This window comes from Glutamicibacter sp. NPDC087831 (assembly GCF_044742845.1).
Taxonomy (GTDB): domain Bacteria; phylum Actinomycetota; class Actinomycetes; order Actinomycetales; family Micrococcaceae; genus Glutamicibacter.
On sequence record NZ_JBIUVH010000001.1, the window covers coordinates 97,685 to 121,987 of the forward strand.

A 24,303-nucleotide genomic window follows, 5' to 3' on the forward strand; every position below is an offset into this window, starting at 1 on the left:
CCATGAAGTCCTGCGTATTGACGGATTCAACGATTATGAATACTCCCTTACGTTCTACCAGCTTATCCCGATGCGGTGCTTCTGGAAAAATCTTGGTCCGTGGATGTCATGATGATCTGTAATGTACTTTGTCTTTGTGCAGTTGGGTAGGCGTCAATAGCAATTCGAAGAATGCACTTCGCTTGGAGCAACGTGGGCTAGGGGCAGGAACTAGGCGCTGCTAGAGCGACTTGCGCATCTTGATGCTGGTGGTTTCATATCCAAGCGATTCATAGAGGCCGCGAGCGCTCTGGTTGAATCCGAACACATTCAGCCCCAGGGTACGTGCGCCGTGGGCACGGGCGTATTCTTCGGCCAAATTCATGGCCTGGCGTCCGAACCCCTTGCCGCGGTGCCCGGGGTCGACAACTATGTCCCAAACCCACCATGAAGCCGGATCGCCTGAGGTGTCGTGGCCGATCCAGACATAGCCCACATCGCCGAAAATGCCATGCTCCAGGGTGAATACCGCATTGGTGCAACTTGGCAATCCGGTGGGAAAGGCCCGGGTCATGGCCCGGTCTGCATCTTCCTGCGCCTTGTGCTGGGAACTGCCAGCGGCAACAAGGTCCGATACGTACTCGGCGGTACTTCGTGCCATCCACGAATGGAATTCTTCAGCGGGAAGCGGGTGGAGTTCTAATGGCATGCCCGGAGTCTACCGGTTGAGGGCGGCACGCTATTTCCGCGCGGCCAGGATTTGTTCACGCAGGATATCTGCGTGTCCGCAATGCTGTGCCAGTTCACGCAGCATATGCAGCTGGATCCAGCGCAGCGGCAGCGGTCCACGCCGGTTGCCTGAGAAGACGTCATCTCCTGTTTTGCCTTCGACTGCTTGATGCGACAGTTCGATGGCTTGGGCATATTCGTGCCGAATCGAATCGATGGTGTCGGAAGCCTCCAAGTCGAATGATTTGCTGGGCGAAGAGGCAATGCCCAGCTCTGCACGGCTCCGGCCGGTGGCTGCTTCACCGAACCAGACCCGTTCCACGAAGATCGCATGTTTCACCAGCCCGAGCAGCGTGGTCTTGGATTCAACCAACTTCAATCTGGCTTCGGCTTCACTCAGTCCGCCGGTGCAGGAAAGCAGCATCTGCCGGTGCTGATCGATGAAAACTTGGACCATATCATCGTGGGTCAGTGAAAAAATGTCTTTGGAATCCGGGTTGACCATGCCTTATCTTAAGTCGGCAAATCGTTAGTGACAAGGGATTTTGCCTCTGGGGCAAGTGAAATAGAAAATCTTTCGAAAATCTTGCTCTAGCTGGAATACGAAGAGTGCGAGTAGAGTTGAGTTAAGTACACTCAAGTTTATGGGTTCACCCAATTAGAGAAAGGATGCGCGTGGACACCAAACTCACCACTAAGAGCCAAGAAGCTCTCTCGGCTTCCGGGATGAACGCTTCAACCGCAGGCAATCCGCAGATTGAACCTGCGCACCTGCTGAAGGCCTTGCTGGACCAGCGCGACTCCGTCGCAGTCGCCCTCCTGAAGACCGCCGGATTGGATGTCGACGCGCTTTCGATCAAGGCAAGCGCTGTCATCAACGCATTGCCTTCCAGCTCCGGCAGTTCAGTGGCCCAGGCCCAGTACTCCCGACAGCTGCTGCAGGTTGTGAGCAACGCCCAAGCGGCTTCCGCAGAAATGGGGGACACCTACGTCTCCACCGAGCACCTGCTTATCGCCTTGGCATCAGACCAGACCAAGGCCGGCGACGCGTTGCGCGAATTCGGGGCCACCCGCGAACTGCTGGTGGGCACCTTGCCCACCATCCGCGGCGACCGCAAGGTCGATAATCCGGATCCGGAGGCCACCTTCCAGTCCCTGGAGAAGTTCGGCACCGACATGACCGCCCTGGCGCGCTCGGGCAAGCTGGATCCAGTCATCGGCCGCGACCGCGAGATCCGCCGCGTGGTCCAGGTGCTCTCCCGCCGAACCAAGAACAACCCCGTGCTGATCGGCGAGCCAGGCGTTGGCAAAACCGCTGTAGTTGAGGGGCTTGCCCAGCGCATGATCGCGGGCGACGTGCCGGAATCCCTGCGTGGCAAGACCCTGATCTCGCTGGATCTGGGCGCCATGGTCGCCGGCGCCAAGTACCGTGGCGAATTCGAAGAGCGGCTGAAGTCGGTATTGGAAGAGATCAAGGCTTCGGACGGCCAGATTGTCACCTTCATTGACGAGATCCACACCGTGGTCGGCGCCGGAGCCTCCGAAGGCGCCATGGACGCGGGGAACATGCTCAAGCCAATGCTCGCCCGCGGCGAGTTGCGCTTGATTGGTGCTACTACCTTGGACGAGTACCGCGAGAACATCGAGAAGGATCCCGCCCTGGAACGCCGCTTCGCACAGGTGTATGTCGGTGAGCCCAGCGTGGATGACACCATTGCCATCCTGCGTGGGTTGAAGGAGCGCTACGAGGCGCACCACAAGGTTTCCATTGCGGACTCCGCCTTGGTGGCAGCATCCACGCTGTCCAACAGGTACATCTCCGGCCGCCAGCTGCCAGACAAGGCCATCGACCTGGTTGATGAGGCCGCTAGCCGCCTGCGCATGGAGATCGACTCGGCTCCGGAGGAAATCGATGAGCTGCGCCGCGAGGTGGACCGGCTGACCATGGAGGAGCTGGCGCTGTCCGATGAAACGGATCCAGCTTCGGTGGAACGCCTGGATGCGCTGCGCAAGGACATGGCCGACAAGAAGGAACAGCTGGACGCGCTGAACTCCCAGTGGGAAGCCGAGAAGGCTGGCTTGAACCGCGTCGGTGACCTGAAGGTCAGGCTCGACGAATTACGCAGCCAGGCCGACAAGGCCCAGCGCGAGGGCGACCTGGAGCAGGCCTCTCGCCTGCTCTACGGGGAGATCCCAACGCTGCAGCAGGAACTGGATGCGGCGGCAGCTGCCGAAGCCGATAAGGCCGATACGCACACCATGGTTGCCGAGGAAGTCACCGCGGATGACATTGCAGAAGTCATCTCGGCGTGGACCGGTATTCCGGCCGGGCGCATGCTGCAGGGCGAAAGCCAGAAGTTGCTGGATATGGAAGAAATCATCGGGCAGCGCCTGATGGGGCAGAAGCAGGCTATTGCCGCTGTCTCTGACGCCGTTCGCCGTACCCGCGCCGGCATTGCCGACCCGAACCGGCCTACCGGATCCTTCCTGTTCCTGGGTCCTACCGGTGTCGGCAAGACCGAGCTGGCCAAGTCCCTGGCTGACTTCCTCTTCGATGATCCACGGGCGATGGTGCGGATCGACATGTCCGAATACTCGGAGAAGCATGCGGTTTCGCGCCTGGTCGGTGCCCCTCCGGGCTACGTAGGGTATGAAGAGGGCGGGCAGCTGACCGAAGCTGTGCGCCGCCGCCCGTACTCGGTGATTCTGCTGGACGAGGTGGAAAAGGCGCATCCGGAAGTATTCGATATCCTGCTGCAGGTGCTCGATGACGGGCGGCTGACCGATGGCCAGGGCCGCACCGTGGACTTCAGGAATACCATTCTGATCCTCACCTCGAATCTGGGTTCCCAGTTCCTGGTGGACCAGAGCATGGAAGACGAGGCCAAGAAGTCAGCGGTGATGAGCGTGGTCAATGCATCGTTCAAGCCGGAGTTCTTGAACCGTCTCGATGAGGTCATCCTCTTCGACCCATTGAGCATCGAAGAGCTGGGCAGCATCGTCAAGCTGCAGATCGACCTGCTCGCACAGCGCTTGGCCGACCGCCGCTTGAACCTGGAGGTGGATCAGGCCGCCAGCGATTGGCTGGCCCTGACCGGTTACGATCCTGCCTACGGCGCTCGTCCGCTGCGCCGCCTGGTGCAGCGCGAGATCGGAGACCGGCTGGCCAAGGAGATCCTGGCTGGAACGGTGCAGGACGGGGATACTGTAGGGGTCACCCTGGACGAAGTTGGCGACAAGCTCAAAGTTGCCAAGAAGGCCTAGGAGCCTGGCAATGGCGAGGGCGTGAACGGATGGAATCCCGTTCATGCCCTCGCCATTTTTCCTGAACGCAGACTTAGCTGTCGGTGGTCTCCTGTGCCTTGGACGGCTCCTCTTCGGAGTTCTCCGATTCTCCATCCGTAGCGCCCTCTGGCAGCAACGAGTTGCGGACGTCGCCCTCGGACAGGCTCAGGAAGCACGAAACGGTGCGGTCGCCCTGGCCCCAGGTGCTCTCCGAGGGACGCGAGAAGTGATAGGTCCAGGTGGAGTCCAGCCCTGCACGAGGATCCAGTGACACCGATTTGCACAGGTCTTCGGATTGGGTGAGCAGCACGTTGGCTCCCGGGTACTCCTCGCCAGTGACCTGGAAGATGCCGATCAGTTGGGCATTGTGGGAGGAATCACAGGTTACGACCGTCTGCGGATCCAGTGGTGAATTGAATCCGCGCAGGCAGTCGCCTTGCTCCAACTGGGTTGGAGGCATCTCGGTGGCAACAATGCCGTCGAGGCCTGGATTCTCGTTGCGCTCCACGTTGTTCGCAGTTGGCGAAGCAGGGGGATCCACTAGTCTCAACACCACGAAAACCACTGCCGCGGCCAGTGCGAGAACGGCGACAATCATCAAGGCCCATTGGGCACTTTGACGCTTGGGCTTCTCCGGTTCTGGCTGCAATGGCGGCAAAGCCGCCTGCGGCTCGGGCAGATTGTTTTCCACCACCTGTTGAGCTCCTTCGTGGTTGGGTCGGGCGATCGCTCGCCGGCTCAATACATAGTCGTTGGACTAATCGACAGTCTAGCGGTTTCGGAGGGTGTTGCATTCAGCGCTCGCCGGTGAATCGTGTTAACCTTTAATTACGAAAGAACTGATCACATATTCGGGGGCCTTCATCTTTTCAAGGTGGACCACCTCCCGACTCTACTGAAAAGAGGGGGTCACGCCATGGGGCGCGGCCGTCAAAAGGCTAAAGCACAGCGTCAGGCGCGAGATATCAAGTACTACTCGCCGTCCACTGACCTTTCGGCACTTGAACGCGAGTTGGGCGTTCAGTCCGATCATCATGCTCAGAACACTGAGCGTAATGATTCATCGTATGACGAAGAATATTCGGAATACGACGAGCTGACTAAGAAGTACTCGGGAGATGACGAAGACGAGTAGCCTCGTCTTCTGATGCCGGGAGTCCTTGGCTCAGAGTGCCACACCTTAAGCATTGAGTGGTACAGCTCTTCAGTACATTTTGCGACAAGCCGCAGCGACTAAGCTAAATTAGCTTTTAGTCGTTGCGGCCTTTGTCGTGCCCAGTAATTGTTAGGTGGAACGTGAGCACTCCAGAAGAGCTATCCATCCAGATGGCGCATCATTCGGCCATCCGGTCGATGCAGCGCATTGTCGAGCAGCAGGCACCTGAATCCCCGGAAGCTGAAGCGCGTGCCGGGGTGCGCCAAATGCTTTCCGCTGGCGGGGTCCTGGTGGTCACCGGAGCCGGTGTTTCTACCGATTCCGGAATCCCCGACTACCGGGGACCCAACGGTTCATTGCAGCGCCACCGGCCGATGACCTATCAAGAATTCCGATTCCGTCCTGAAGCCCGGCAGCGCTATTGGGCCCGTGGCTACGTCGGCTGGCGCCATATGGACAAAGCCGAGCCTAACCACATTCACCAGCGCTTGGTGCAGTGGGAAGAGCACGGGAAAATCAGTGGAATCATTACGCAGAACGTTGACGGGCTGCACCAGCAGGCCGGATCCAAACGGGTCATTCCGGTCCATGGCGACTTGTCGATCGTCCGCTGCCTGGACTGCGGGTACAGCGAGAACCGCAATGACTTTGATCTGCGCCTGCAGGCGGCCAACGAAGGCTATTTGGAAGCCGTGGAAATCGACCCCAGCGCGGTGAACCCCGATGGGGATGTGGAGCTGCCCCAGTATCTGGTTGACCGGTTCAACATGGTGGCCTGCTTGAGCTGCGGCTCGCTGGCCCTGAAGCCTGATGTGGTGTATTTCGGCGAGAACGTTCCGGTTGAACGCAAGGAACGCATTGCGGCACTGGAAGCGGAATCCACATCGCTCTTGGTGCTGGGCTCCTCCCTTGCAGTGATGAGCGGGTACAAGATCCTGTTGAACTTCGTCAAGCGGGATTTGCCGGTGGCGCTGATTACCAACGGCCACGTCCGCGGTGAACAAAAAGCAACCTGGCGCTGGCGTGTGCCTTTGGAGCACGCCCTGAAGCAACTGGACTAGCAGGCCGGTATTTCGTCCCGCAAGGGACACCAATGAAGCGTGCCAAATGCTGCTCTGGGCACTCAGCCCGGCAGGAAGCTCGCACTGGTGCAGCACCACCGGCAGCATTGCCTGGCGCCTGGAAGCCGGGCAAGAGGGCTCCGGTCAACCCTGCATCCCCATTCGCATGGCGATGGCGTTAAAGAACCGATGCGCCGCACTGGGATCAGTGCGGCGCATCGGCAAGGAAGCGGATCCTGCGAGTACTACTTGGCGTAGTTGCCGGTCAGCAGCACTGCGCCGCCGTCAACGCCCTTGGCTCCCTGGACGTAGTCCAGTCCGGCATCGACTGCCGCTGGATCGATATTCTCGACGCCGCCCATGACCCAAGCTCCCATGCCAGCCTTGTTCAGCAGCTCTACGGCACGATCAGCTACAGCTGGATCAACAACAGCAACCATGCCCACACCCAGGTTCAGGGTGCGCTCAAGGTCAGGCTGCGGCACGTTGCCCAGCTGGGCGATGGTGGAGAAGACTGCTGGCAGGGACCAGGTCGAGCGGTCCACACGGGCCATCAGGCCCTGGGGCAGCACGCGAGCCAGGTTGGCAGCCAGGCCGCCACCGGTGACGTGGCTGAAGCCGTGCACGCCGAAGTTCTCGCCGTCGTTCAGCTCGCCCACCAGATCCAGGCAAGCGGTGGTGTAGATGCGGGTCGGAACCAGCAGTTCCTCGCCCAGGGTCTTGCCGAACTCTGCAACTTCGCGTTCCAGCTCCCACTTGGCGTGGGCGATGACGCGGCGCACCAGCGAGTAGCCGTTGGAGTGGATGCCCGAGGACGCCATGCCGATGACGACGTCGCCGGCCCGCACGCGCTCCGGGCCCAGCAGCTGGTCAGCTTCGATGACACCGGTAGCAGCACCGGCAACATCGTATTCGTCCTCGGCCAGCAGGCCCGGGTGCTCCGCGGTTTCGCCGCCAACCAGCGCGGTGCCGGCCAGCTTGCAGCCTTCCGCGATGCCGCGCACGATATCCGCGATGCGCTCCGGGACGACCTTGCCGGTGGCGATGTAGTCGGTCATGAACAGAGGCTTGGCGCCCACCACGACAATATCGTCGACCACCATGCCGACCAGGTCCTGGCCGATGGTGTCGTGGATGTCCAGCTTCTGGGCGATGGCAACCTTGGTGCCTACCCCGTCGGTGGAGGTAGCCAAGTACGGCTTCTTGTAACCGGTCAGGAACGATACATCGAAGAGCCCGGCGAAGCCGCCGACCCCTCCGACAACGCCCGCGGTGTGGGTTGCCTTGATCGCGCCCTTCATCAACTCAACGGCACGGTCACCGGCCTCAACGTCAACGCCGGCACCGGCATAGGTGATGGAAGTTGGCTGCTGATCATTGCCGCTCATGGCAGTCGGTTCCTTTTCTGTTCTGGGCGCCGCATTTCCGGCGCCCTTTGCAACGAGATGGTTGGGATCGTGGAGGGGATTAGCTGTTGGTTTCGAACTCGGCATCAGGACCTGGCTCGCAGCCGCCCTGGTTGCTGCGCTCCAGCAGGTTCTTGCCGCGGCGCTCCTCGTTCGGCAAGGCGATCGGGTACTCGCCGGTGAAGCACGCGGTGCACAGGCGCTCGCGCGGCTGGCGGGTCGCTTCGATCATGCCGTCTTCGGAAATGTAGGCCAAGGAGTCCGCGCCGATGGAGGTCGCGATCTCAGCCACGGCAGCGCCGTTGGCGATCAGCTCGGCACGCGAGGCGAAGTCGATGCCGTAGAAGCAAGGCCACTTGACCGGAGGCGAGGAGATCTTCACATGCACCTCGGCGGCACCGGCCTCGCGCAGCATGCGCACCACCGCGCGCTGGGTGTTGCCGCGGACGATCGAATCATCCACCACCACGACGCGCTTGCCGCGCAGCACGGTTTCCAGCGCATTGAGCTTGAGCTTGATGCCCAGCTGGCGCAGGGTCTGCGATGGCTGGATGAAGGTACGGCCCACGTAGGCGTTCTTCACGAAGCCGTGGGTGAATGGAATGCCCGATTCCTCGGCGTAGCCGATGGCGGCCGGGGTGCCGGACTCCGGAACCGGGATCACGATGTCCGCGTCCGCGCTGTTCTCGCGGGCCAGCTGGCGGCCCATTTCCACGCGGGATTCGTAGACCGAGCGGCCGGCAATGGCAGCATCGGGACGAGCCAGGTAGACGTACTCGAAGACGCAGCCCTTGGGGGTGGCTTCGGCGAAGCGGGTGGAACGCACGCCGTTCTCGTCGATGGCGATCATTTCGCCGGGTTCGATTTCGCGGATGAACGAGGCGCCAACGGTAGCCAGTGCAGGCTGCTCCGAAGCAACAACCCAGCCTCGGTCCAGCCGGCCCAGGACCAGGGGGCGAACACCATGCGGGTCGCGGGCTGCGTAGAGGGTGTCCTCGTTCATGAAGACGAAGCAGAAGGCGCCTTCGATCTTCGGCAGCAGCTCCAGCGCGGTTTCTTCCAGCGACTGGCCTTCGGAACCGGCCAGCAAGGCGGTGACCAAGGCGGTGTCGGTGGTGTTGCCCTGGGCGAGTTCGCCGCGGACCTTGCCGCCTTCGGCCTGCTGCTTGGCGGAGACCATATCGGCCAGATCAGCGGAGTTGGTCAGATTGCCGTTGTGGGCCAGGGCGACGGTACCGGCCTGGGTCGGGCCCAAGGTCGGCTGCGCATTGGCCCAGTGGCTGGCACCGGTGGTCGAGTAGCGGCAGTGGCCGATAGCCAGCTGGCCGGCCATGGAGTTCAGCGTATTCTCGTCGAACACCTGGGAGACCAGGCCCATGTCCTTGTAGACGTTGATACGCGCACCGTCGCTCGTGGCAATACCAGCGGATTCCTGTCCGCGGTGCTGCAGGGCATACAGGCCGTAATAGGTGAGTTTTGCGACCTCTTCGCCAGGAGCCCAAACGCCAAAAACGCCGCATTCATCCTGCGGCCCCTTTTCGTTTGGAAGCAGGTCGTGATTTAAGAATCCATCGCCACGCGCCATGTTGGTTATTCTCTCATGTTCCAGTTGGTCGACACCGACCAAAAATGTGGTGGGTGGCGGCCAGGTGCGCGGCCGCCTGCTCTTCTAATTCAGGAGAAAAGCTGCCTAGCCTTGTAGTCCGCTGGAGTCAGTGTCCTCGGCCAGAGGAACTGCCAGATGCTTGGTGGTTTTGCGTGAGGTCACGCGATCAACAATCACATACGCCAATGCGCCGATGCCTACGCCCAGGCCTGCACCGAATATGGCGAAGAATCCGGACGCCGAGGTGCGGGTGTAATCCTGCGATGGTTCGCCAAGCAGGCCAATGATGAGACCGGCTAGCGCGCCAAGGACCGCGAAAGTCAAAATGAACGGCCAGAACTTGGGCGACGAGTGAATATGCACTTCAACACTCTGATCGGCAGAAGACGGGGTAGCGGGGTGTTGCTCCATACCCTTAAGGGTACTCAATAAGTGGTAGGTGCGCTGACAAGTCTGCCCTAAGTCCCGAAGCATGCAATTGCCCAGTCTGCAAGGCCTCGGCCCAGCCGATACGCCCAGTAGCAAGGGAAAGCCAGAGCTCAGCAGGCATTTCGACTACATTCGGAGGTGTTCCGCGGGTGTGCCGGGGACCCGCTATGCACTGAGTCACACCGAAGGGCGGAACGCGTACCTCGACCGAGTTGCCCTCGGCGCGGGAGGCCAGCTCCTCCAGCGAAAAGCGCACCGCGGTGGCGAGCACCGGGCGGGCTATTTTTCCTTGTCCCTGCGTGGTTCCGGACCATTCGCGCAGGGCCGCTCGGCCAGCGGTTTCATCAACGCGCCGTTTGATTGCCATGGGTCGATTCCACTTTCTCTCAATGACGGAGAAACGTCATATTTGCGTGCGCTGGGCATCTACTGTGGATCTGGAAAACCGAGAAATCCAGCCATGCCAACTCTAGTTCAGCCAACGCAGCGCCGGTTGGATGCCGGCATGATGCTGTGCCGAAGACTTCCAGGGGGCGCTTTGGGCTTGCTGGCGCCGAATTCGCCCCTCGGCCCGGTGCCAGGCGGGCGGCCAGATGGACGGGGCCTGCGGCTAATGCCTGCGCGTCATAGACGCGGTTGACCCGCTGGATCTCCGGTAAACTCGACCGGGTGAAGGTACTGGTTATTGGCCCAGGCGGCCGTGAGCATGCAATTGTCCGTGCACTGAGTGCAGACCCCTACGTCAACGAAGTTCATTGCGCCCCCGGCAACGCCGGTATCGCACAGGACGTCACTACCCACGCGATCGATGCGCAGGATCCTGCCGCAGTCGTCGCGCTCGCCCGGGAACTGGGCAGCGATCTGGTGGTCGTCGGCCCCGAAGCGCCGCTGGCTTCCGGTGTTTCCGATGCGCTGATCGCAGCGCAGATCCCGGTCTTCGGCCCGACCCAGGCTGCCGCGCAGCTCGAAGCGTCCAAGGCTTTTGCCAAGAACGTCATGGCTGCCGCTGAGGTTCCCACCGCCATGGCCCATGTGGCCACCAACCGCGAGGAAGCCGCCAGCGCGCTGGATGACTTCGGTGCGCCGTACGTGGTCAAGGACGATGGCCTGGCCGCCGGCAAGGGCGTCGTGGTCACCGGCGATCGCGACGAAGCGCTGGCGCACGCAGAAGCCTGTTTTGCCGCCGGCGGAACCGTAGTGATCGAAGAATTCCTCGATGGCCCAGAAGTTTCCCTGTTTGTCATCTGCGATGGCAAGCATGCTGTTCCGCTGGCCCCGGCACAGGACTTCAAGCGCATCTTCGAAAACGACGAAGGCCCGAACACCGGTGGCATGGGTGCCTACTCGCCGCTGGAATGGCTGCCGGAGAGCTTCGTCGACGAGGTCATGGACCGCGTCGCCTACCCGACCCTGCGCGAAATGGAAAAGCGCGGCACCCCATTCACCGGCGTGCTGTACTGCGGCTTGGCGATCACCAAGCGCGGCATCCGCGTCATCGAGTTCAATGCCCGCTTCGGCGACCCGGAAACCCAGGCTGTCCTTGCCCGGCTGAAGACTCCGCTGGGCGGTGTGCTGCTGGCTGCCGCCAAGGGCCGGCTCGATGATGCCGAGCAGCTGACCTGGTCCGCGCAGACCGCAGTTGATGTGGTCATCGCCGCCGAGAACTACCCGGACACCCCGGTCAAGGGAGCGGTGATCTCCGGGCTGGAGGCAGCCAACGGAATTGACGGCGTGCACGTGATGCATGCCGGAACTTCCGCGGATGCTGAAGGGAACATCATTGTTTCCGGTGGCCGCGTACTGGCCGTGGTGGGCCTGGGCGATGGCCTCGCCGCGGCCCGCGCCGCAGCGTACGCCGGGGTTGCCGAGATCAGCTGGGACGGTGCCCAGTCGCGCACCGACATTGCGTTGAAGGCCGAACGCGGCGAAATCGCCATCGCCAACGAAAGCAAGTAGAGGACTACAGAACTCATGGCAGGATTCCAGACTGAAGTGCTCGACCTAGAAGGTTGGGACCATTACTACTCGGGCAAGGTACGCGACCTGTACGTGCCTGCGGGCGCCAGCTTCGAAGGCACCGACCGTGTCCTCGTGGTGGCCTCCGACCGCATCAGCGCCTACGACTTCGTGCTGGCCAGCGAAATCCCGGACAAGGGCAAGGTGCTGACCCAGCTCAGCCTCTGGTGGTTCGAGCAGCTGGGCGACTTCGCCAACCATGTCATCTCCACCGATGTTCCAGCCGAGGTGGCCGGACGCGCGATGGTGTGCAAGAAGCTGGAGATGTACCCGATCGAGTGCATCGCCCGCGGATACCTGACCGGATCGGGCCTGGCCGAGTACAAGGCCTCGCAGACCGTGTGCGAGCTGCCACTGCCGGCAGGACTGGTGGATGGCTCGCGCCTGGAACCGGCGCTGTTCACCCCATCGGCCAAGGCCGAGGTGGGGGAGCACGACGAGAACATCTCCTTCGAGCAGACCGTGGAACGCGTTGGCGCCGAAGTTTCCGAGGCGCTGCGGGAGAAGACCGTGGCCCTGTACGAGCAGGCCGAGCAGATCGCCCGCGCGCGCGGCATCATCCTGGCCGATACCAAGGTGGAGTTCGGAGCTGATCCGGCCACCGGCGAGATCACCCTGGGCGATGAGGTGCTGACCCCGGATTCCTCGCGTTTCTGGGATGCCGAATCCTACAAGCCGGGCCAGGCGCAGGCCAGCTTCGACAAGCAGTTCGTCCGCGACTGGCTGACCTCCGCCGAATCGGGTTGGGACAAGAACTCGGGCGAAGAACCGCCTCAGCTGCCAGCCGGAATCATCGAGAAGACCCGTGCCCGCTACATCGAGGCCTACGAACGGCTCACCGGCCAGGTCTTCAGCGCCTAGGCGCAGGCGAAGAACAACCACGCACGGCAAAGCCCTCCGCTGATCGAAGTGATCTGCGGAGGGCTTTGCGCTGTCCTGGACGGGATCAGACCAGCGAGTCCTTCCACGCCTTGTGCAGGGCCGCGAAGCGCCCCTCATCGGCAATCAGCTGCGCTGGGGTGCCGTCCTCGGTGATCTTGCCATCGTGGACCACCAGCACGCGGTCCGCGATCTGCACGGTGGACAGGCGGTGCGCGATGATCAGCGCGGTGCGGTTGCCCAGCAGGGTTTGCAGTCCGCGCTGCACTGCCCGTTCCGAAGGGATATCCAGGGAGCTGGTGGCCTCATCAAGGATCAGCACCGCAGGATCGGCAAGGAAGGCGCGGGCAAAGGAAATCAGCTGGCGCTGGCCGGCCGAGACCCGTCCGCCTCGCTTGTTCACGTCGGTGCCGTAGCCCTCAGGCAGATCCAAGATGAACTCGTGGGCGCCGACCGCACGGGCGGCGTACTCGATATCCTCCGGCGAGGCGCCCGGCCGGCCCAGCGCGATGTTCTCGGCCACCGATCCGGAGAAGAGGAACGCCTCCTGGGTGACCATCACCACGTGCTGGCGCAGTTCCTTGTTCGACAGCTCGTTGATCGGCACCGAATCCAGTTCCAAGGTGCCCGAACGCAGGTCGTAGAAGCGGGCAATGAGCTTGGCCAGCGTGGACTTGCCGGCACCGGTCTGGCCTACCACGGCCACCGTTTGGCCCGCCGGGATCCGCAGGTCGAATTCCTCCATGATCACCGGGCCCTCGCCGTAGCCGAAGACCGCATCCTTGAAGACCAGCTCGCCGGCCACCTTGCGGATGGTGCGAGGGGCCGCAGGCTCGCGCACCGTCGGTTCTTCCTCCAGCAGCCCCGAAACCTTCTCCAGGGCGGCGGTGGCCGACTGCAGCGAGGAATAGAACATGGCGATCTGCTCGACTGGCTGGAACAGGCGCTTGGAGGCCAGCAGGATGGCCACCATCGCACCGACCTGCATGGTGCCGTCGATGATGCGGAATCCGCCGTAGGCGAGCAATGCCGCCACCGTCAGGTTGCCGATCAGGACCAGTCCCGGCTGCAGGACGCCGAAGAGGTTGAAGGAACGCACCGAGTTCACCCGGTACTGCTCCGCGAGATCCGAGTAGTTCGCGTCGTTGGCTTCCTCGCGGCGGAAGGCCTTGACCGCGCGGATGCCGGTCATGGTTTCCACGAAGGTGGAGATGACCTTGGCCGAGACCACGCGGGATTCGCGGTAGAGCAGCTCGGAGCGGCGCTGGTACCAGAAGAAGAGGATCGCTACCGGAAGGACGGCCACGCAGACCACCAGGCCGCTGCGCCAGTCGAGGAAGAAAATCGAGACCAGGGTGAAGACCACGAACACGCAGGAGGAGGCCAGTTCCGAGACGCCTTGATCGAGCAGCTCGCGCAGCGTTTCCAGATCGGAGGTCTGCCGGGAAATGATCCGCCCGGAGGTGTAGTTCTCGTGGAATTCGAGGCTCAGCCGCTGGGTATGGCGGAAGACCTGCTGGCGCAGATCCAGGAGCATCGCCTGGGAGATCTTCGCCGCGCTGGTGATGTACCAGGAGAGCAGCACGCCGCTGAGCACGGCGCACACGATGTATCCGGCCCCGGTCATCCCCAGGGCACCCCAGTTGCCTTCGCGCACCTGCGGCAGGGTCCAGTCGATCGAGAAGGCGATCAGCACCGGAAGCAGCACGCGTGCCGCGTTGGAGAACAGCACCAGCACCACGGTGAGGACGAAAAGCTTCTTCTGCGGCACGGCCAGCGAGGCCAGCAGCCGGAAGGAACGTTGCCGCACGACCTTGCGTTCGGCGGCAGAGAGCTCGATGGCGTCTTCATTGGCGACGCCCAGTGGCTTGCTCATCGGGAGACCTCCACGGTGGCTGGCTGGTCTTCGTCATCCAGGCTGGCGATGACGAATCGGTAATGCTCATTGGTGCTCAACAGGTGGGCGTGGCTTCCCACCGCGTCGATGCGGCCATCGCGCAGCAGCGCCACGCGGTCGGCGAGCATCACGGTCGAGGGCCGGTGGGCCACGATCAGCGTGGTGGTTCCGGCCAGGACTTCGCGCAGCCTCTCGGTGACCAGTTCCTCGGTGCGCACATCCAGGGCGGACAGCGGATCGTCGAGGACCAGCACGCTCGGGCGCGCTGCGATGGCGCGGGCCAAGGCGATGCGCTGGCGCTGCCCGCCCGATAGCGACAGGCCTTCCTCGCCGATCAAGGTGTCTACCCCTTCGGGCAACGCGTAGGCAAACTGCGCCTGGGCGACGTCCAGGGCTTCGGCGAGCAGGGCTTCGCGCTGCTGCTCATCCAGGTTTTCCGGGGCGCCGAGCAGCACGTTGCCGCGGATGGAGGTGGAGAATAAGGTGGTGTCCTCGAAAGCCACGGCGATCTCGGTTCGCAGTTCCTGGAGGTCCCAGTCCTTGACGTCCTGTCCGTGGATGAGCACCTCGCCGGAGGTCGCTTCATGCAGGCGCGGAACCAGGTTCAGCAAGGTGGACTTGCCCGAACCGGTGATGCCGACAAGGGCCATGGTTTCCCCGGGACGGATCTCCAGATTGATGTCGGCCAGGATCGGCCGGTGGGTACCGGCGGTATCCGGGTAGGCGAAGCGCACATGCTCCAGCTTCACGCTGCCATCGCGTTCTGCAGGGACCCGGGGCTGCGCGGGGGAATCGATGTCATTGATTGAATCCATGACCTCGAAGTGGCGGTCCAGCGCAGTTTTGGTGCTCAGTGTCATGCCCAGCAGCATTCCCATGCCCTCGACGGGGCCGGCGATGACCGCGGCGATGGCGAAGTAGGCCACCAGCGAGCCGACGCTCAGCGTGCCGTTGGCGACCTGGGCAATGCCGATCAGCAGGCCGATGCCCAGAATGGTTTCAGGCACCGCAACGACGGTGAGCAGGAAGCTGGCCAGCGTCTTGGCCTTGGTTATTTCGGTTTCCTGCAGGGACTTTGCCTGGGCGCTGAAGCCCGCGTAGACATGCGGCCCGCGGCCGAAGGCCTTGATGACGCGGATGCCGTGCACTGATTCTTCCACCGCGGTGGCCAGGTCCCCAGCCTGGTCCTGGCTGCGGCGGCTGGCGGCCCGGTAGTCGTTGCGGAAACGGTAGGCCTTGATGGCAATCGGGATAGATCCCAGCAGGTAGAGCAGTCCCAGGATCCATGAATGGGTGAACATCAGCACCAGCCCGGTGATGACGGTGACGGTTTCAACAACCAGCATCATCGCGCCGAACGCGAGCCAGCGGCGCAACAAGGAGAGATCCGACATGGAGCGGGAGAGAAGCTGCCCCGAGCCCCAGCGTTCGTGGAACGCCACGGGCAGGCGCTGCAGGTGCTTGTAGAAGCGGATGCGCATCTGCGCTTCAAGGCCTGCTGCGGGATTCAGCACGAATTGGCGGCGCAGGAAGATCAGCAGGGCTTCGACAAGGCCCAATGCGGCAACGATGCCAACAGAGAGCCACACCTCCGAGGCTGCCCCATCACGATGCAGGACGACATTGACCAGCCAGGCGAGCACCTGGGGGATGGCCAGCGCGACAATTCCGGCGCCGAGCGCGCAGAGGAAACCGCAAAAGAGCCGGGGGAAGATCGGCTTGACGAATGGAGCAAGCCGTTTCAGTGTTGCGGAGAGCGGGACCGGATCTTTCGAACCGGCCTGTTGAGCTTGAGCCACGGTACCCCGCATTCATCCAGAAGTTTGACAGAGTTACAGACTACCGGCAGTAGTTGGGATAATTCAATCAATAGGCAACTATTGGAAAGAAGTGCTTCACATTGGAGGCAAATAATCCCCGGTCGAGCACCAAGAAGGTGCTTGACCGGGGATTACCCGAAGAAATTTCGTGGCTTAGTCGCGGGCAGCCAGGGTAACCATGATGGCTTCCGGCGGGCAGGCGAAGCGAATCGGAGCGAAGCGCGAGGTGCCCACGCCAGCGGAAACATTCAACGGAACGGTGTTGCCGTTGTATTCCCAATCGCTCAGGCCGCGGGCGCGCCACGTAGGCAGATCGCAGTTGGAGACCAATGCGCCATAGCCCGGGATGCACACCTGGCCGCCGTGGGTGTGGCCAGCGAAAATGACATCAGCCTTCGCCTCGGTGAATTGGTCAAGAACCCGCTGGTAGGGCGCGTGGGTGAGCGCAATGCGCACGTGGGGCGCCTGGCTGCTTGAGGAGGAACCACGCGGCCAGCCAGCGAAGAGGTCCCGGTCGATGTGCGGATCATCCACGCCGGTAAGATCCAGGCGCAGGCCATTGAGCACCGTGGAATGCGCACGGTTGGACATGTTGATCCAGCCGGCTCCGCCGAAGGCCCGGTGCATTTCTTCGAACGGCAACTGGTCCCGCGGGGCAGGGTTGGGAGTTCCGGTGGAAGGAGCCAAATACCTGAACGGGTTCTTCAGCTTCGGAGCGTAGTAGCAATTGGACCCGGGAACGAAGGCGCCAGGGAAAGCCATCAGCGGTTCCAGCGCCTTGATCAAAGCCGGCACGGCCTTGCGGTGGCTGAGGTTATCCCCGGTGTTGATGACAAAGTCGGGCTTCAGATCAGCCAGACCGCGCAGCCACTGGGTTTTGGCTTCCTGCCCTGGAACCATGTGGATGTCCGAAAGGTGCAGGACCTTGATGTCGCCGTATCCGCGGGGCAGGACCTTAAGCGATTCGTGGCGCAGCCCGAACTTTTGGGCCTCCAGCATGCCATAGCCCACCAGAGCTCCGCCGATGGCCAGAGCGCCGGTGGCGGCAAGGGCCGCAGTACCGCTGGCATGACGTAATGCCGAAGCGAAATTATTCTGTTCAACCATGACTTCTGTGCCATCGTCCTTTCAAGCCCGGAGGCAACTTCTGGTGGAGTTCTCCTATGCCAATCTAAACCGAAAGGCCGCGTCCAACCAAAGTTGAACGCGGCCTTTCGAATATTCAGCTAGTCATCGGACTTCTTGCCGTTGCCGTTTCCATTGCCGTTTCCGTTGCCCTTGTTATCGGAGTCGGGCTTCGGCGAGGATTCTTCCTTAGGCTTGGAATCTTCCTTCGACTCTTCCTTGTCATTGTCCTTCTCATCCGAGTCGGACTTGGAATCGTCTTCTTCCTTCGGCTTTGGCGGAGGCGGCTGGCGACGGGCCGAACCGAAGTTGTTCCGCTCGTATTCGTGCACGGCCTCCTCCATGAAGTCCACCCACAGCGGGGCGGCGAAGGTCGAGGAATCGACCATCCAAGGGGCCTTCTTGTCGTTGACCATCGCGCCGTGCATCTGGTTCTTCTCTTCGCCGGCCTTGCCCTTGAGTCGGCCGACCCAGGTGGCGGTGGAAATTCCGGTGGTGTAGCCGACGAACCAGGTCGAGGACGCGTAGTTGTTGGTACCGGTCTTGCCAGCGATTGGGCCGTCGACGCGGCCCTTGGAGACGCGGTTGGTGGCGATCTTCTTCAGGGTGCCGTTCAGATCGGCAACGTAGGTCGGGTCGATTTCCTGGGAGCAGGATTCCTTCTTGACCTTGTACTCGTTGCCGTCCTTGTCGGTCACGCTGTTGATGGCGCGTGGTTCGCAGTACTCGCCCTTGTTGGCGAATGCAGCGAATGCGGCGGCCTGGGACAGCGGGGTGATTTCTGCCGAGCCGATGATGAACGAAGGGTTCGAAGGCGAGATCGGGGCAGGGCCGCCCTTGGCGCCCTGATCCAGTACGCCAAGCTTCTTGGTGTAATCGGCGATGGTGCACAGGTCGGTCTTGTAGGCCTCCTGCACGGTCGCGGTATTGATCGACCAGTACAGGCCGGTATCCACGGTCATCGAGCGGTAGAAGCCAGGCGATGCATTCTTCGGTTCCCAATTAGAACCAACAGTTGTCGTTCCTCCGGGAAGGCAAGATGCCCGCCACTTGGAGCCGGGTACGAAAACCTGCTTCTTGGCATTGATCTTGTCGTACATGCGGTTGCCTTCGGACAGCCAGCCCAAGGTGGTGTACGGCTTCATGGTAGAACCACCCTGGAACCCGCCAGCGCCACCCAGGGAACGCTCGACAGCGAAGTTGTAATAGGTGTTCTCGCCCGAGTTCTTGACTTCCGGACCGTAGGTGGTGTTCTGCGCCATGGTCAGGATCTTGCCGGTGCCCGGCTCGACCGAAACGATCGAGGAGTAAATGTCGGTGTTGGACTTGGCCTTTGGATCGATAGCCTTCGCTGCGTCCTTGGCGGCCTTCTTGTTCAGCTTGCTGTTCAGGGTGGTCTTGACGGTCAAGCCGCCACGGTACAGCAGGCCTTCGCGATCTTCCTTGGTCTTGCCATAGGTGTCATCGGAAAGGATCAGATTGGTGACGTAGTCGCAGAAGTAGGCATTTTCCTTGGCCGCGGTGCAACCGGAAGGGGACGTGCGCGGATCCAGTTCCAGGTCCGACTTCACCGCCTTGTCGTATTCCTTCTTGGTGATTGCGCCGGTGCGGTACATGTTGCCCAGCACCTTGTTTCGGCGGTCGATGGATCGCTCAGGGTTGTTGATCGGGTTGTAGACGTTTGGCAGCTGGACCATGCCGGCAAGCATGGCCGACTGCTGCACGTTCAAGTCCTTGGCATCGGTTGAGTAGAAGTGCTGAGCGGCAGCCTGCACGCCGTACTCGCGACCCGAGAAGAGCACCAGGTTCAGGTAGCCCTCCAGGATCTGGTCCTTGGACATTTCCTTCTCGATGGCCACCGCGTACTTCAGCTCGCGGATCTTATCCGAGTAGCCCTTCTGGCCGGAAACAGTGGATTCGTCCGAACCGGTGAGCACCTGGTTATTCACTAGCAGGTTGTTCACGTACTGCTGGGTCAGGGTGGAAGCACCAGAGCGGCTCGAAGAGGTGAGGTTGCCAACTACTGCACGGGCGATGCCCTTGGGGTCGATGCCCTTGTGCTCGTAGAAACGCTCATCTTCCACCGAGATGATCGCCTTTCGCATGTTTGGCGAGATGTCATCTAGCTTCACAGGCTGGCGATTTTGCTGGTAGAAGTTCGCAATGGCCTTGCCATCAGCGTCAAGGATCGTGGAAGGCTCCGGGATGGGGAGCTTTTCAAACGAGCTCGGGAGCGCGCTGACGATGTTGTTACCGGTGGTCAAACCGGTTTTTGCGATAGCTGCAATGGGCACGAGCATGCCTGCTGCGAGCACACCACACAGGGCGCTGATTCCGAAGAATGCAACGACTTTTCCCAGGGTGGTAGCGGTATCAAAAAAAGGGGACTTCTTGGCTGCCATACCCACTAGTTTACAAGGACGCGCTAACGTATCGAGTATGACTAAATGGGAATACGCCACTTTGCCGCTTTTGATTCACGCTACGAAGCAGATTTTGGACCAGTGGGGTGACGATGGCTGGGAGCTGGTAACCGTGGTTCCAGGCCCCAACGGCTCATCTCCAGTGGCCTACATGAAGCGTCCGAAAGCGTAACTAGCAACAACATTTACTGAAGGAGAAATCCCATGCAAGAAGCTACTTCCTCGCGTGTCGAGGCTCGTCTGGCCGAGCTCGGTCATGCCTTGCCAGCTGTGGCAAAGCCGGTAGCCGCCTACCTGCCAGCCGTTACCACCGGCAACTATGTCTACACCTCTGGCCAGCTTCCGCTGATTAAGGGTGAACTCACAGCCGTTGGAAAGGTTGGTGCCGAGGTTTCGGCCGAGGAGGCGAAGGCCCAGGCGCAGACCGCTGCGCTTAACGCGCTAGCCGCCATCAAGGCCGAAATTGGTGATCTAGATCGCATTAAGCGCATCGTGAAGGTTGTCGGTTTCGTGTCGTCGGCACCGGACTTCACCGGACAGCCAGGCGTCATCAACGGGGCATCGGAGTTCTTCGGCGAGGTACTCGGCGATGCAGGCTTGCACGCACGCTCGGCCGTCGGCGTTGCCGTTCTGCCGCTGGATGCACCTGTCGAGGTCGAGGTCATCGCCGAATTTGAGTAATTCAAGCCAGATTCCTGCTGCGCGGTCCCGACGGGCATTCCCGGCGGGGCCGCGCAGCGGTATGGTGCGCCGGCTCTTTGATTTGCCACCGCATCAAATTGCCACCGCCGAAAACTGGTTCTCTTTCGGTTCGCGCACGCCGCGCACCCCGCGGCGCGCGTCCTCCATCTGCCTTGTGAGGGATTCTTCCCACGGCGTGGAGACCTATCTGACTTATCGCCCCGGGGGCTCCCCACTGGGCAACGTGGCCTTTCCAGGCGGCAGCCACGAGGCGAGCGACCGTGCCACCTACCAATGGTTCGGTCCGAGCCTGTCCCAATGGTCCAAGCGCATGGACATGCTGGACCAGCAGTTGGCGCAGGCATACATCGTTTGCGCCATCCGCGAGCTTTTCGAAGAGACCGGAATCCTGCTGGCCGGCACCGATGAGCAATCCGTGGTCGAAATGACCGATGCAGAAGACTGGATGACCGCCCGCGAAGCAATCGCCGGACAGGACCTGGCCTTCGACGAATTCCTGCGCCGCCGCGGACTGGGCTTGCGCACAGACCTTTTGCGTCGGGTATCCCACTGGCTCAACCCGAACTTTGCCCTGCGCCGCTTCGACACCTGGTACTTCACTGCCACCGTGCCCAACCGCCAGGAGGCTGCCTTGCTGCGCGGCAAAGGCAAATGGGGGCGCTGGTGTGCCGCCGGGGAAATATTGGCCAAACGCAGCACCAGCGAGCTGGGGGACAGCGTTGGCCAACCCAACACAGTGAACCTCGCGCTCTCGGAGATTAGCTACCCGGCGGTGGAAATGATCCTGGAAGCCATGGCGGAGGCCAATGGAGTGGTCGCCTACCTTTCGCGGGCCCGTTCGTTGAATCTCAAGCATCCGGACCTGCTGGTGCGCGATGGCATTTACTATCTGGAAGTCCTTGGCTCCATGAGCGCTGAATCCTCCCGCCCATGGCAGACTACTGCCGGGCACTGAGAGCAGAACTTAAACAAAGCAGGCCGGGAATCCTTGAAGGATTCCCGGCCTGTTTGCATCACTGCGGTTTAGCGCGAGCGCTGGCGCAGACGCTGGATATCCAGGATCACGACGGCGCGTGCTTCCAGGCGCAGCCAGCCGCGCTGCACGAACTCGGCCAGAGCCTTGTTCACGGTTTCGCGGGAAGCACCAACGAGCTGAGCCAGCTCTTCCTGAGTCAGTTCGTGGGCAACCAGGATGCCGTCGGTAGCTGGGCGACCGAAGCGGTCAGCCAGATCCAACAGAGCCTTGGCAACACGGCCAGGAACGTCAGAGAAGACCAGATCGGCCAGGGACTCATTGGTACGACGCAGACGTGCAGCCAGAGCCTGCAGCAGCTGGATCGAGACCTCAGGGGAGTTCAAGATAGCCTTGCGCATGTTCTCGTGGCTCAGGCCCGCCAAGCGGGTCTCGGACACGGCGGTTGCAGTTGCGTTGCGTGGGTGTGGATCGAACAATGCCATCTCGCCAAACAGTTCGCCTGGGCCAAGAACAGCAATCAGGTTCTCGCGACCATCCGAAGAGGTGCGACCCAGCTTGATCTTGCCCGAAACGATGAAGTACAGACGGTCACCCTGATCGCCTTCACGGAACACCGATGCGCCGCGGGAGAGATCAACCTCGGTCAATTCTTCGGTTAGCGCGGCGAATACTTCATCACCAAGCGACGCAAACAGTGGCGCGCGACGCAGTACCTCGATATCCATTAAATCTCCTGTCAACAGTAGTAGGCGCTTACTTCATTGTGCCGTATTCGGTAACAATGTGACAGTTTCCACACGTGGTTTAACCAAGAAAATGTTGAAAATCACGCACATTCGACTAAAACTCGCGAATCTGCTCGCAGAAATCCATCAGCTTCTAAGGGTACCTTGGGTCTATACGAACTTTATGAATGAACTGGGGTCTTGGTGCTCGGAATTTTCAGCTGGCTCGACGTAGTCATCTGCGCTGTTTTGCTGACGTTTTTCGTTGTTGGAGTTCGTCGAGGTTTTCTGCTGACCATTGGCGACATGCTCGGCCTGATTGTCGGCGGCGTCGCCGCATTCTTCGCCATCCCGCTGGTTTCCACCTTCGCCACGAACCCCTGGTGGCGGGTCGGCCTGATGATAGCTACCGCAGCCGTGCTGATCATTCTCGGGCAAGCTCTGGGACGGGTGATTGCAACCCGCATCCGCCACTGGATGAATGTCGATTTCCTGCGTGCCGCGGACCGCATTGCCGGTGGCGTGCTGTCGGTGTTCATTACCGCCACAATCATCGGTGGCTTGGCCTTTTCCACTTCAAGCATGGGTATTCCAAGGCTTTCGCTGGAGATCAGCAAGTCCAAGATGATCGACTCGATTCGTGGCCTGACACCCGAGTTTGTCGATGCCGCGATTTCCACCGCACGCTCCAAGGTGATCGCCGAAACCCTCCCCGCATTCCTGGAGCCTTTCGCGCCCCCGGTCCAGGCGCCGGCCAACACCGAATGGGCAGCTAACGACCTGCAGCTGGCCGCTGCCCAATCGGCCGCCAAGATCTCCGGTACCGCGGTGCAATGCGGTGTGAACCTGACCGGCTCAGGCTTCGTTGTCGACCACGAGCTGGTCATGACCAACGCGCACGTGGTCGCCGGATTGAGCGCGGCAACCGTGGAGGTCGGCGGTGACGAAGTTCACCGCGGAAAGGTTGTTTATTTCGATCCCAAGGCCGACATCGCGCTGCTTTACGTCGAAGGGCTGGAGGCAGAGCCTATCGACCTCGCCGCTGATGACCTGATGCGCGGCGACTCGGCAACCTTTGTCGGGCACCCAGCGGGCGGCCCGCAGCAGATCCGCGGAGCCTTGATCGCTTCCCGTGCCTTCGTCTCCATTGCCAATATCTATGGCGCGGACCCATCTCGAATCTCTGTCTACCAGCTCACCGCGGAAGTAGCCCAGGGCAATTCCGGCGGACCGCTGCTGGATGAATCCGGCGACGCGGTGGGCTTGATCTTCGCCAAGTCGCGCAGCGATGACGAGGTCGGCTTCGCCCTGAGCCTCGAAGAGATCGAGAACGCCATGGAGCTGGGCGGCGATCGGCGCACCAGCATCAAAACAGGCGACTGCGTCACCGGCTAGGGCTTGCGGCTATTTGCCCAGCAAATGCGCGAGCTGCTGAACCGCCAGCTTGTAGCCGTGCACGCCCGCACCGATGATGATCGAGCTGGCTACCGGCGAGATGAAGGAATGGTGGCGGAACGCTTCACGCTTGTGCACGTTCGAGATGTGCACCTCGATGGCTGGCAACTGCACGCCGCTGATGGCATCGGCAATAGCCACAGATGTATGGGTGAATGCGCCGGGGTTCATGATGATGCCGGCTGCGGTAGTGCGGGCATCGTGAATCGCGTCGATGAGCACACCCTCATGGTTGGACTGCAAGGCGCGCAATTCGAAGCCGAGGGCCGCAGCGGTTTCCCGGGCCAGCTGCTCAACATCGGCCAGGGTGTCGTGGCCATAGATTTCCTGCTCCCGGGTGCCCAGCAGATTCAGGTTGGGGCCGTTGAGCAGCAAGATGGTGTTCGATGCGTTCTCAGTCATGAACTCAAATCTATTACACAACCGGGAAATTCCCGCCCGAATTCTTTGGCCCCGTAATACAAGAAGCCGCCGTGGGGGGGGCGGCGGCGGGGGGGGGGGGGGGGGGGGGGGGGGGGGGGGGGGGGGGGGGGGGTGTTGTGGGGGGGGGGGGGGGGGTTTTTTTTTCGTTTCTGTGGGGGGGGGGGGGGGGGGGGCGGGGGGGGGCGGGCGCCCCCCACGCCCGGGCGCGCGC

Annotated in this window: 21 protein-coding genes; 8 read left to right on the top strand and 13 right to left on the bottom strand. The window is 61.6% G+C overall.

All coding sequences use genetic code 11. The features are described 5' to 3' along the window. Window positions 1–220: 220 nt before the first annotated feature. Window positions 221–688, bottom strand: coding sequence for an N-acetyltransferase (locus ACIOJF_RS00465; protein ID WP_105656994.1), 468 nt, complete (start codon window positions 686–688; stop codon window positions 221–223). A gap of 30 nt (window positions 689–718) precedes the next feature. Then, complete coding sequence (locus ACIOJF_RS00470; protein ID WP_105656993.1) at window positions 719–1,213, bottom strand: DinB family protein; 495 nt, start codon at window positions 1,211–1,213, stop codon at window positions 719–721. A gap of 170 nt (window positions 1,214–1,383) precedes the next feature. Here ACIOJF_RS00470 and clpB point away from each other — a divergent pair, with 170 nt between their 5' ends. Further along, window positions 1,384–3,972: an ATP-dependent chaperone ClpB gene (gene clpB, locus ACIOJF_RS00475; RefSeq protein WP_402741079.1), complete on the top strand. Its 2,589-nt coding sequence runs from the start codon at window positions 1,384–1,386 to the stop codon at window positions 3,970–3,972. A 73-nt stretch (window positions 3,973–4,045) separates the two neighbouring features. On the opposite strand, the gene ACIOJF_RS00480 is transcribed toward clpB, so the two are convergent. Next, window positions 4,046–4,687 (bottom strand): septum formation family protein, encoded by a 642-nt coding sequence (locus tag ACIOJF_RS00480; protein WP_105656992.1) that lies wholly within the window; start codon window positions 4,685–4,687, stop codon window positions 4,046–4,048. Window positions 4,688–4,909: 222 nt separating this feature from the next. On the opposite strand from ACIOJF_RS00480, the gene ACIOJF_RS00485 reads away from it, so the two are divergent. Together ACIOJF_RS00485 and ACIOJF_RS00490 are read left to right on the top strand one after the other, a co-directional pair. Next, window positions 4,910–5,128: a DUF3073 domain-containing protein gene (locus ACIOJF_RS00485; RefSeq protein ID WP_105657086.1), complete on the top strand. Its 219-nt coding sequence runs from the start codon at window positions 4,910–4,912 to the stop codon at window positions 5,126–5,128. A gap of 191 nt (window positions 5,129–5,319) precedes the next feature. Continuing rightward, window positions 5,320–6,210 (top strand): Sir2 family NAD-dependent protein deacetylase, encoded by an 891-nt coding sequence (locus ACIOJF_RS00490; protein WP_105657085.1) that lies wholly within the window; start codon window positions 5,320–5,322, stop codon window positions 6,208–6,210. A 245-nt stretch (window positions 6,211–6,455) separates the two neighbouring features. On the opposite strand, the gene purM is transcribed toward ACIOJF_RS00490, so the two are convergent. The 4 genes from purM to ACIOJF_RS00510 form a co-directional block, all read right to left on the bottom strand. Continuing rightward, the gene (purM, locus tag ACIOJF_RS00495) at window positions 6,456–7,598 is read right to left on the bottom strand and encodes a phosphoribosylformylglycinamidine cyclo-ligase (RefSeq protein WP_105656991.1); all 1,143 of its coding nucleotides are present in this window, start codon (window positions 7,596–7,598) and stop codon (window positions 6,456–6,458) included. Window positions 7,599–7,677: 79 nt separating this feature from the next. After that, window positions 7,678–9,201 (bottom strand): amidophosphoribosyltransferase, encoded by a 1,524-nt coding sequence (gene purF, locus ACIOJF_RS00500; protein WP_105656990.1) that lies wholly within the window; start codon window positions 9,199–9,201, stop codon window positions 7,678–7,680. 105 nt (window positions 9,202–9,306) lie between these two features. Continuing rightward, window positions 9,307–9,633 carry a hypothetical protein gene (locus ACIOJF_RS00505; protein ID WP_105656989.1) on the bottom strand — a complete coding sequence of 109 codons (327 nt, stop codon included), beginning with the start codon at window positions 9,631–9,633 and terminating at the stop codon, window positions 9,307–9,309. A 4-nt stretch (window positions 9,634–9,637) separates the two neighbouring features. Beyond that, on the bottom strand, window positions 9,638–10,018 hold the full coding sequence (locus ACIOJF_RS00510) for a sterol carrier family protein (RefSeq protein WP_105656988.1): 381 nt from the start codon (window positions 10,016–10,018) through the stop codon (window positions 9,638–9,640). A gap of 302 nt (window positions 10,019–10,320) precedes the next feature. On the opposite strand from ACIOJF_RS00510, the gene purD reads away from it, so the two are divergent. Continuing rightward, a complete protein-coding gene (purD, locus tag ACIOJF_RS00515; protein WP_402741080.1) occupies window positions 10,321–11,607 on the top strand; it encodes a phosphoribosylamine--glycine ligase in 1,287 nt (428 codons plus the stop codon). Between the two features lie 15 nt (window positions 11,608–11,622). Beyond that, window positions 11,623–12,528, top strand: a complete 906-nt coding sequence (locus ACIOJF_RS00520; protein ID WP_332498200.1) for a phosphoribosylaminoimidazolesuccinocarboxamide synthase — start codon at window positions 11,623–11,625, stop codon at window positions 12,526–12,528. An 85-nt stretch (window positions 12,529–12,613) separates the two neighbouring features. On the opposite strand, the gene ACIOJF_RS00525 is transcribed toward ACIOJF_RS00520, so the two are convergent. The 4 genes from ACIOJF_RS00525 to ACIOJF_RS00540 all read right to left on the bottom strand — a co-directional run bounded on the left by ACIOJF_RS00525 (window position 12,614) and on the right by ACIOJF_RS00540 (window position 19,790). Continuing rightward, the gene (locus ACIOJF_RS00525) at window positions 12,614–14,422 is read right to left on the bottom strand and encodes an ABC transporter ATP-binding protein (protein WP_402741081.1); all 1,809 of its coding nucleotides are present in this window, start codon (window positions 14,420–14,422) and stop codon (window positions 12,614–12,616) included. Continuing rightward, window positions 14,419–16,242, bottom strand: coding sequence for an ABC transporter ATP-binding protein (locus ACIOJF_RS00530; protein ID WP_133833570.1), 1,824 nt, complete (start codon window positions 16,240–16,242; stop codon window positions 14,419–14,421). The genes ACIOJF_RS00525 and ACIOJF_RS00530 overlap by 4 nt, the downstream gene beginning before the upstream one ends. A 174-nt stretch (window positions 16,243–16,416) precedes the next feature. Further along, complete coding sequence (locus ACIOJF_RS00535) at window positions 16,417–17,370, bottom strand: metallophosphoesterase (RefSeq protein ID WP_105656984.1); 954 nt, start codon at window positions 17,368–17,370, stop codon at window positions 16,417–16,419. Window positions 17,371–17,489: 119 nt separating this feature from the next. Then, complete coding sequence (locus ACIOJF_RS00540) at window positions 17,490–19,790, bottom strand: transglycosylase domain-containing protein (RefSeq protein ID WP_105656983.1); 2,301 nt, start codon at window positions 19,788–19,790, stop codon at window positions 17,490–17,492. Window positions 19,791–20,015: 225 nt separating this feature from the next. On the opposite strand from ACIOJF_RS00540, the gene ACIOJF_RS00545 reads away from it, so the two are divergent. Beyond that, on the top strand, window positions 20,016–20,492 hold the full coding sequence (locus ACIOJF_RS00545; protein ID WP_105656982.1) for a RidA family protein: 477 nt from the start codon (window positions 20,016–20,018) through the stop codon (window positions 20,490–20,492). 61 nt (window positions 20,493–20,553) lie between these two features. Then, window positions 20,554–21,468, top strand: a complete 915-nt coding sequence (locus ACIOJF_RS00550) for an NUDIX hydrolase (RefSeq protein WP_402741368.1) — start codon at window positions 20,554–20,556, stop codon at window positions 21,466–21,468. A gap of 68 nt (window positions 21,469–21,536) precedes the next feature. On the opposite strand, the gene ACIOJF_RS00555 is transcribed toward ACIOJF_RS00550, so the two are convergent. Then, the gene (locus tag ACIOJF_RS00555; RefSeq protein ID WP_022874282.1) at window positions 21,537–22,214 is read right to left on the bottom strand and encodes a Crp/Fnr family transcriptional regulator; all 678 of its coding nucleotides are present in this window, start codon (window positions 22,212–22,214) and stop codon (window positions 21,537–21,539) included. Window positions 22,215–22,418: 204 nt separating this feature from the next. Between ACIOJF_RS00555 and ACIOJF_RS00560 the strand changes: the two genes are divergently transcribed. Continuing rightward, window positions 22,419–23,609, top strand: coding sequence for a MarP family serine protease (locus ACIOJF_RS00560; RefSeq protein ID WP_286134139.1), 1,191 nt, complete (start codon window positions 22,419–22,421; stop codon window positions 23,607–23,609). A 9-nt stretch (window positions 23,610–23,618) separates the two neighbouring features. Here ACIOJF_RS00560 and aroQ read toward each other — a convergent pair whose 3' ends face one another. Next, window positions 23,619–24,071, bottom strand: a complete 453-nt coding sequence (aroQ, locus tag ACIOJF_RS00565) for a type II 3-dehydroquinate dehydratase (protein WP_402741082.1) — start codon at window positions 24,069–24,071, stop codon at window positions 23,619–23,621. Window positions 24,072–24,303: the final 232 nt, after the last annotated feature.

Coding starts and splice junctions, on each gene's coding strand:
- ACIOJF_RS00465 (WP_105656994.1), bottom strand. CDS start 688: ATGCCATTAGAACTCCACCCGCTTCCCGCTGAAGAATTCCATTCGTGG.
- ACIOJF_RS00470 (WP_105656993.1), bottom strand. CDS start 1,213: ATGGTCAACCCGGATTCCAAAGACATTTTTTCACTGACCCACGATGAT.
- ACIOJF_RS00485 (WP_105657086.1), top strand. CDS start 4,910: ATGGGGCGCGGCCGTCAAAAGGCTAAAGCACAGCGTCAGGCGCGAGAT.
- ACIOJF_RS00490 (WP_105657085.1), top strand. CDS start 5,320: ATGGCGCATCATTCGGCCATCCGGTCGATGCAGCGCATTGTCGAGCAG.
- purM (WP_105656991.1), bottom strand. CDS start 7,598: ATGAGCGGCAATGATCAGCAGCCAACTTCCATCACCTATGCCGGTGCC.
- purF (WP_105656990.1), bottom strand. CDS start 9,201: ATGGCGCGTGGCGATGGATTCTTAAATCACGACCTGCTTCCAAACGAA.
- ACIOJF_RS00505 (WP_105656989.1), bottom strand. CDS start 9,633: ATGGAGCAACACCCCGCTACCCCGTCTTCTGCCGATCAGAGTGTTGAA.
- ACIOJF_RS00510 (WP_105656988.1), bottom strand. CDS start 10,018: ATGGCAATCAAACGGCGCGTTGATGAAACCGCTGGCCGAGCGGCCCTG.
- ACIOJF_RS00520 (WP_332498200.1), top strand. CDS start 11,623: ATGGCAGGATTCCAGACTGAAGTGCTCGACCTAGAAGGTTGGGACCAT.
- ACIOJF_RS00525 (WP_402741081.1), bottom strand. CDS start 14,422: ATGAGCAAGCCACTGGGCGTCGCCAATGAAGACGCCATCGAGCTCTCT.
- ACIOJF_RS00535 (WP_105656984.1), bottom strand. CDS start 17,370: ATGGTTGAACAGAATAATTTCGCTTCGGCATTACGTCATGCCAGCGGT.
- ACIOJF_RS00540 (WP_105656983.1), bottom strand. CDS start 19,790: ATGGCAGCCAAGAAGTCCCCTTTTTTTGATACCGCTACCACCCTGGGA.
- ACIOJF_RS00545 (WP_105656982.1), top strand. CDS start 20,016: ATGCAAGAAGCTACTTCCTCGCGTGTCGAGGCTCGTCTGGCCGAGCTC.
- ACIOJF_RS00550 (WP_402741368.1), top strand. CDS start 20,554: ATGGTGCGCCGGCTCTTTGATTTGCCACCGCATCAAATTGCCACCGCC.
- ACIOJF_RS00555 (WP_022874282.1), bottom strand. CDS start 22,214: ATGGATATCGAGGTACTGCGTCGCGCGCCACTGTTTGCGTCGCTTGGT.
- aroQ (WP_402741082.1), bottom strand. CDS start 24,071: ATGACTGAGAACGCATCGAACACCATCTTGCTGCTCAACGGCCCCAAC.